Source organism: Aeromonas sp. QDB25 (assembly GCF_027707725.1).
In the GTDB taxonomy this organism is placed as follows: Bacteria; Pseudomonadota; Gammaproteobacteria; order Enterobacterales; family Aeromonadaceae; genus Aeromonas; species Aeromonas caviae.
In genome coordinates this window covers 1-6,261 of the sequence record NZ_JAPCIZ010000129.1, presented here as the reverse complement: position 1 = coordinate 6,261, position 6,261 = coordinate 1, and the positions used below count along the sequence as shown (strand labels likewise).

At 60.9% G+C, this 6,261-nt stretch carries 6 protein-coding genes; 5 read left to right on the top strand and 1 reads right to left on the bottom strand.

Annotated features, from left to right (window positions below):
* The first annotated feature begins 207 nt into the window (after nucleotides 1-207).
* The 4 genes from PG883_RS22335 (at nucleotide 208) to yciA (ending at nucleotide 4,897) form a co-directional block, all read left to right on the top strand.
* On the top strand, nucleotides 208-2,124 hold the full coding sequence (locus PG883_RS22335; protein ID WP_143238301.1) for a transglycosylase SLT domain-containing protein: 1,917 nt from the start codon (nucleotides 208-210) through the stop codon (nucleotides 2,122-2,124).
* A 178-nt stretch (nucleotides 2,125-2,302) separates the two neighbouring features.
* Entirely contained in the window at nucleotides 2,303-3,301 is a 999-nt protein-coding gene (locus PG883_RS22330; protein WP_039038828.1) for a LacI family DNA-binding transcriptional regulator, read from the top strand.
* 245 nt (nucleotides 3,302-3,546) lie between these two features.
* Nucleotides 3,547-4,359, top strand: coding sequence for an NAD-dependent epimerase/dehydratase family protein (locus PG883_RS22325; protein ID WP_124813597.1), 813 nt, complete (start codon nucleotides 3,547-3,549; stop codon nucleotides 4,357-4,359).
* Between the two features lie 139 nt (nucleotides 4,360-4,498).
* Nucleotides 4,499-4,897 carry an acyl-CoA thioester hydrolase YciA gene (gene yciA / locus PG883_RS22320; RefSeq protein ID WP_029314261.1) on the top strand — a complete coding sequence of 133 codons (399 nt, stop codon included), beginning with the start codon at nucleotides 4,499-4,501 and terminating at the stop codon, nucleotides 4,895-4,897.
* A 6-nt stretch (nucleotides 4,898-4,903) separates the two neighbouring features.
* Here the strand turns inward: yciA and PG883_RS22315 are convergent, their stop codons facing one another.
* Nucleotides 4,904-5,128, bottom strand: coding sequence for a hypothetical protein (locus tag PG883_RS22315; protein ID WP_010674132.1), 225 nt, complete (start codon nucleotides 5,126-5,128; stop codon nucleotides 4,904-4,906).
* A gap of 111 nt (nucleotides 5,129-5,239) precedes the next feature.
* Between PG883_RS22315 and PG883_RS22310 the strand changes: the two genes are divergently transcribed.
* Nucleotides 5,240-6,085, top strand: a complete 846-nt coding sequence (locus tag PG883_RS22310) for an endonuclease/exonuclease/phosphatase family protein (RefSeq protein ID WP_029314263.1) — start codon at nucleotides 5,240-5,242, stop codon at nucleotides 6,083-6,085.
* Nucleotides 6,086-6,261 lie beyond the last annotated feature (176 nt).

Here is a 6,261-nt window from a genome sequence, read left to right as displayed (position 1 = left end):
GATGCACGGCGACAGCAGGGTGATGGTGGTGGTGTGTTTGGAGACAGCCAGTTTACCAGCACCCTGTCTGTCAACTTCCACTTTCCCAGGATCCCGCGAAGAACCTAAAAATAGTGTGGCGTAGCCCCCGTGCTTAGCGGGTAGAATGAAGGTATGTCACCACCGCCCTTTGGCGGTGGTTATGCCTTCAAGGGGAGAATGCCATTCGTGAAAGTCGTGCAGGGAATCATCTTTTCGGCGCTGTGCGTGCCAGGGCTAGTGGCACCCGCCTTTGCGCAAACCATGGAGCAGTCTCTCTATCGCCAGGCCCATGAGGCCGTGCGTGCCAATGATCAGGTCAAATTCAGCCAGCTTCGGGCACGCCTGATCCACTATCCACTGCTGCCCTATCTGGATTACTACCAGCTTGCGTTCCGTCCCGGGGCGGCAGACTACGACGATGTGACCCGCTTCATCCGCCAGCACGGGGACACTCCTCAGTCCAACCGGCTCGAGCGCAGCTATCTCACCTATCTTGCCCAGAGCCAGCAGTGGTCCCAGTTCCTGCGCTTCTATCCGGCCAAGCCAAGCTCCACCGATCTGCTCTGTCAGCACTATCAGGCCCGCTACTACACGGGGCACCAGAGTGAAGCCCTGCAGGAGGCAGGCAAACTCTGGTTGAGCGGTCAATCCAGGCCCGATGCCTGCGATCCTCTGTTCCAGCTCTGGCAGCAGGCGGGTCTGCGTACTCAGGAGAAGATCTGGGAGCGCATGAACCTGGCTTTCGAGGCCCAGAACCCCAACCTCATTCGCCACCTCGGGGCCCAGCTCGGCAGCGGCATGAAGGGGTATGGCGATCAGATGATCGCCCTGTATGACCAACCCGTGCGGGCGATGAATCCGGCCAACTTCACGGCGGCGCCCCCGTCGCGCCATCTGCTCTCCCTGGGGCTGGCCCGCTACGCCAACCAGGAGCCCGACGCGGTTCTGCGCCAACTGGGGGAGATTGCCCGTCGCTTCGGCCTGAACCATGCCGAGGTGAGTCGGGTGGAGAAGGCCGCCGCCCGTCGCCTGTTGCTGGACCGCTCTTCTGACCAGCGCGCCTGGCTGGATACGGCCCTGGTGCGGCTCAAGGATCCGGAGCTGGTGGAGCTGCGGGCCCGTCTTGCCATCTGGGAGCAGGATTGGCGCGGCCTCGAAGGCTGGGTCAAGCGGATGCCCATGGGGCTGCAAAAAGAGGATCGCTGGCGTTACTGGATGGCGCGCTCGCTGGAGAAACAGGGGCGGCAGAAACCGGCGCGGGACCTCTATCTCGAGACTGCGAGTCTGCGCGGCTTCTACGGCTTCATGGCGGCCCAGCGCACCGGTGTGCCCTATCGCATGAAGAACCAGAGCGTGGCGCACAAGGTGCCGGACTGGCAAAGTGCCAGCCGCCGCTGGCCCTTCCTGCTGCGGGTGCGTGAACTGCTGGCGATGAACGAGATCACTGCGGCCCGCTCTGAGTGGATCCACAACATGGATCGCAACAGCGTGGCCCAGCGCCTGGAGTTTGGTCACATCGCCCTCAACCAGGGCTGGCACGAGCTGGCGATCCTCTCCAGCATCCGTGCCGAGGCCTGGGATGCGCTGGACCTGCGCTTCCCGCTGCCCCTCAAGCGCACCTTCTCCCAGATGGCACAAGAGCGCACCATGAACACCAGTCTGCTCTACGCCATCTCCCGTCAGGAGAGCGCACTCTATCCCCTGGCCCAGTCACCGGTCGGGGCGAGGGGGTTGATGCAGCTGATGCCTGCCACCGCGAAAGAGACGGCCGGCAAGCTTGGGGTGCCCTATCGCAACGAGCAGCAACTGTTCGACCCGGCCATGAACATTCGTCTTGGCAGCGCCTACCTCAAGCGCCTGCTGGATGTGTATGACGGCAACCGGATCCTTGCGGCGGCGGCTTACAATGCGGGTCCTGGCCGGGTCAAGCGCTGGCGCGAGCAGAGCGACAACAAGCCGATGGATGTCTGGGTGGAGAGCATCCCCTATCGGGAGACGCGCAACTATGTCCAGAACGTGCTCTCTTTCGATCTCATCTATCAACACAAGCTGCAGCAGCCTTTGCGTTTTATGTCGGAACGCGAGCTGAATCACGCCTATTGAGTTCGGGGGGCAGTCGTTGTGGCGGCGGCCTCCCATTCTTGCCCCAAAATGGTTATCATCCCTTAAGCTTTGTTACAAAAGGAAACCTGCCAGGTGATCGGGCGCCGCGTCTTGGTCTGTCAGGTTCGATACAATGCCCGATCATCACTGACAGGCTTTTCCAACAAAGGAATCGAGAGTGGCAACGATCAAAGATGTGTCTCAGCTGGCGAATGTCTCCATTTCGACAGTGTCTCGAGTGATCAACAACACGGCGCAGGTGGCGCCCGAGAAGCGCGAGGCTGTCCTCGCGGCCATGAAGGAGCTCAGCTTTCGTCCAAACAGCTTCGCCCAGGCCCTGGTGAGCAAGCGCTCCAACTGTATCGGTGTGCTGGTGGGGGATCTGTGTGGCGGCCCCTTCTTCGCCCAGATGATGCGCGGCATCGAAAGCATGGTCGACAAGGCGAACAAGTTCACCATCGTGGTGTCCGGCAACCACGACGCGACCCGTGAGCGGCACGCCATCCAGGCGCTGCTGCAGCGCCAGTGTGATGCCCTTATCCTTCACAGCAAGGCGCTGCCTGACGAAGAGCTCAGCGAGCTGGCGTCGGGCACGACCCCCATCGTCTTCATCAACCGTCAGGTGCCAGGCTGCGAGGATCGCTGCGTCTGGCTGGACAACCAGGCCGGCATCACCACGGCTTGCCAGCATCTGCTGGACGCGGGACATCGCAAGATTGCCTTCGTCACCTCCGATGACGAGGAGTTTGTGGATGGTCAGCAGCGGATGGCCGGCTATCGCTTCGCCCTGCAACGGGCAGGTATCGAGCTGGATCCTGCCCTCATCGGCCGTGCCTATGCCGACGAAAAAGGTGGCTATGTGGCCATGAGCGAGCTGCTGGCGCGCGGCGTCGAGTTCAGCGCTGTGCTGGGTTTCAACGATGCCATGGTGGCGGGGGCCATCTCCTGTCTGCTGGAGCGGGGTTACAAAATACCCCAGCAGGTCTCTGTGGTCGGTTTTGATGACATCCCCTATGCCCGATACATCTATCCCAAGCTCACCACGGTACGTTACCCCATCGAGGAGATGGGAGAGCGGGCCGCTGAGCTGGCCCTGAGGCTGCTGGATCACAAGCCGGTAGAGGGGCTGGCGCTCAAATTCGAAGCCGAACTGGTACGGCGGGAGTCGGTGGCCTGAGTCATAAAGTTGGCCCCAAGTGGGCCGACTTTTTCGCAAAACATTGAAAGCGCTTTCAGAAATCCTTTTCAACTGTGATCCGCTTCAAAGCTTTTTGACCGCGCTGCCACTAGGATAGGCCCACGAATTAGGAGCGTGCGCTCCCGATTTTCCCGCTGTGGGAGGTAACCGGTTAATCCGGCTATTTCCTTCGTTACTTTCGACGGTCATCATTGGATGGCCGTTTTTTTTGTCAGGATCCGGGTATGACGAACGAATTTGAGTATCAGACGGGTATCGTGGGCGCCGGCTGGCTGGGGTTGCCCCTGGCCAGGGCATTGCAAGAGCAGGGGCAATCTATCGCGGTGACGGTCAGTACGGCCGAAAAGGCTGAACGGCTGCGGGGGGAGGGTATTGCCGCCTGGCCGCTGTTGCTCACCCCTGACATGGGGCCACTGCCTTTTCGTTGTCATGACCTAGTGATCTGCGTGCCCCCCAGCAAGACCGGTGATTACCCGGCGTCCGTGGCCAGTCTGTGCCGACAGGCGAGGGAGGCGGGTGTTCAGAGGGTTCTGTTTATCAGCGCGACTTCGGTCTGGGGGGCCGGACAGGGGGAGGATGATACGCCCGCTCCAGCCCATGACAGAGGCTTGCGGATGCGGGCGGCCGAGCTTGCCGTGCTGGAAGGGCATGTTGACTGCGCCATGATCTTGCGCCCGGCCGGACTCTATGGTCCTGACCGTCACCCCGGCCGTTTTCTGGCGGGCAAGACGCTGGCCGGGGGAGGCCAGGCTGTGAACCTGGTGCATCTGGACGACGTGGTGGCCGCCTGTGAGTTGATGCTGGCCCGGGGGCAGGATGGGGATGCCTACAATCTGAGTGCCCCCGTTCACCCACGCCGGGAGCAGCTCTACCCCTTCGCGAGCCGCCTGCTCGGGCTGGTGCCGCCGCAGTTCGTCGAGCCGGCGGGGGAGTTTGCTCCCATCGAAGGTCAGCGCATCTGCCAGCAGCTTGGTTTCGTCTATCGCTGGCCGGATCCGGCCCACTGGTTTGCGGACGGTGCGGCCTTGAAGGGCTGAACGGGTCGTCGCCATCCGGGCCCCGGAGTCGGTCATCTGGCGTGCAAACCAGATACGGCGCGCGCTCCGGGACAATTGAGGTTTGCCAAGGGGGGGATCGCCCCCTATCATGCCGCCATCCATGATAAAGAGAGCGGTAATGATGGAAGAGACCAAGCGCCACCCCGATGGGGAGCTGTTGCTGAGAACCCTGGCAATGCCAGCCGATACCAACCCCAATGGCGATATCTTCGGCGGGTGGATCATGTCCCAGATGGATATAGGTGGGGGCATCATGGCCAAGGAGCTGGCAAAAGGGCGCATCTGTACCGTCTCGGTGGAGGGGATGACCTTCCACAGCCCGGTCAAGGTGGGTGACGTGGTGTGCTGTTACGGTCGCTGCCTCAAGATTGGTCGCAGCTCCATGCGACTCAAACTGGAGGTCTGGGTCAAGCCGGTATTGCGGGAGAACGAAGCCCAGCGGTACTGCGTGACCGAGGGCGTCTTCACCTATGTGGCCATCGACGATCAGGGCAAATCCCGCCCCGTGCCGGTCTGAGTCTGCTCAGATGAGCCGGGCATTGATGATGGATATTTCCTGCTCAAGCCCGGTTTTTTGCCGTATCATGCGCTCCAGCATCTCTTCCGACCCCACGCACTGCCGGGTGTCGAACAGACAGAGATCACATTGGGGATCCCGCCTGATTTGATAGACGGTGGAAAGCTCCACTTGATGACAGGTTCCCTGTTGATCGTAAAATGTCACGCGGTACTGGTGCTGTCTCGCCATCGTTGAATTCCTTCTGGATGAGTCGGGCCGGACACGAATAATGAGACTAGTCGGCGACCGTGGCCTGTGTGAGGGCCATGTCGTCTTGCAGAGGCAGGTGATTGTTAGCCAATGAAAAATAGTTATCGGATTCTGGGAACGTCCCTGCTGACGTTGGGGCTGGTCGGTTGCTTCGAGGTACCGGATCAAGATCATCTGGTGACTGCGGCAGGTATCATACCTGGCGCAAGCTGTGACAGACCACCTCTGGTGGCGCTCGCCTCCACGGCCTTGCCGAGGGAGTTTGGCATCACCGTCTGGAACCTCTACAAGGGACAACGCAAGAACTGGCGGGAAGGGCTGGATGAGTATGCCAAGTCCCAGGATCTGGTGCTGCTGCAAGAGTCGGCGACCCGGCCCGAGATGCTGGACTGGCTGAAGAGAGGGGATTTCCAGTGGCAGCAGTTGCAGGCCTTCACCCAGGGAGGTGTCTCCTTTGGCGTGATGACGGTGGCGAAAACGCCGCAGGCGTTTGTCTGTGGCGTCCGTTCCCCCGAACCCCTGCTGCGTATCCCCAAGTCAGGTCTGGTCAGTCTCTATCCCTTGCAGGGGGATCCTGACGGCGTGCTGGTGGTGAATCTCCATGCGGTCAATTTCGAACTGGGCATGGCGACCTTCCGCGAGCAGCTCAACGATCTGACTGCGTTGATCCATCGCCACCAGGGGCCGGTCATCCTGGGCGGCGATTTCAACACCTGGAGCGACAAGCGAGCGTTCTGGTTGAACAAGCTGGTGGGCGAGCTTGGCCTGCAGGAGGCCATACCTGTGCCTGATCTGCGTCGCACCGCTTTTGGCCGCCCGCTGGATCACCTCTACTATCGCAATCTGGATCTGGTGGAGGTGAGTTCACCGGCTACCGATGCCTCTGACCACAACCCCATTCTGGCGCGCTTTGCGGCCCAGGCCATCACTCCCTGAGTCATCCCTCAGGGGAGAGCGGCGTCGCCGCTGGTTCATGCAGACAAAAAAATACCCCGCATCAAGCGCAATGCTGTTCACTTAAGCGGAGCCGCATTGCGATTTACCGGAAAACGGGTCTTTGATATCTTCACCGCCCTGGGTCTCGATGGCCTGGGGCGTTTTTCTATGAACAT

Bases quoted from the DNA above. Each gene is read 5' to 3' on its own strand.
- yciA (WP_029314261.1), top strand. From the start codon at position 4,499: ATGATGGAAGAGACCAAGCGCCACCCCGATGGGGAGCTGTTGCTGAGA.
- PG883_RS22310 (WP_029314263.1), top strand. From the start codon at position 5,240: ATGAAAAATAGTTATCGGATTCTGGGAACGTCCCTGCTGACGTTGGGG.
- PG883_RS22315 (WP_010674132.1), bottom strand. From the start codon at position 5,128: ATGGCGAGACAGCACCAGTACCGCGTGACATTTTACGATCAACAGGGA.
- PG883_RS22325 (WP_124813597.1), top strand. From the start codon at position 3,547: ATGACGAACGAATTTGAGTATCAGACGGGTATCGTGGGCGCCGGCTGG.